General features: G+C 61.0%; 1 pseudogene. It reads left to right on the top strand.

The annotated features are described in order from the left end of the window. Window positions 1-628, top strand: a pseudogene (locus tag A3730_RS11390) (recombination factor protein RarA); the annotation flags it as partial.

The following is a 628-nucleotide window of genomic DNA, read 5'->3' as shown; positions in this document are numbered from 1 at the left end:
CCGGGAGTTGTTGCTGAACTACGCAGATGGTGATGCCCGGCGGCTGCTGAATATGCTTGAAGTCGCGGCAGATCTGGCGGATCAGGATGCACCGAAGATTGATGCAGAATTGATGCGCGAGGTGTTGCGTGATGCGGTGCGCCGTTTCGACAAGGGCGGCGACCTGTTTTACGACCAGATCAGCGCCATGCATAAATCCGTACGCGGCTCCGACCCGGATGCGGCTCTGTACTGGTTCGCCCGCATGCTGGACGGTGGTTGTGACCCGCTCTACCTTGCCCGCCGTGTGGTCCGCATGGCCAGTGAAGATATCGGCAATGCCGACCCGCGAGCACTGACGCTCTGCCTGCAGGCCTGGGATGTGCAGGAGCGATTGGGGAGCCCGGAAGGGGAGCTGGCTATCGCTCAGGCCATCGCCTACCTGGCGGTAGCGCCGAAAAGTAATGCGGTCTACAACGCCTATAATCAGGCCCGCGCGCTGGTTCGTCAGCAGCCCACCGACGAGGTGCCCCTGCACCTGCGCAATGCGCCCACCCAGCTTATGAAAGACGAAGGCTTCGGTGCCGAGTATCATTATGCCCACGATTTCCCCGAGGCCTTTGTGGCCGGGGAAAATTACTTTCCGGCA

Source organism: Alcanivorax sp. HI0044, assembly GCF_001634945.1.
This window is presented reverse-complemented; position numbering and strand designations above follow the sequence as displayed.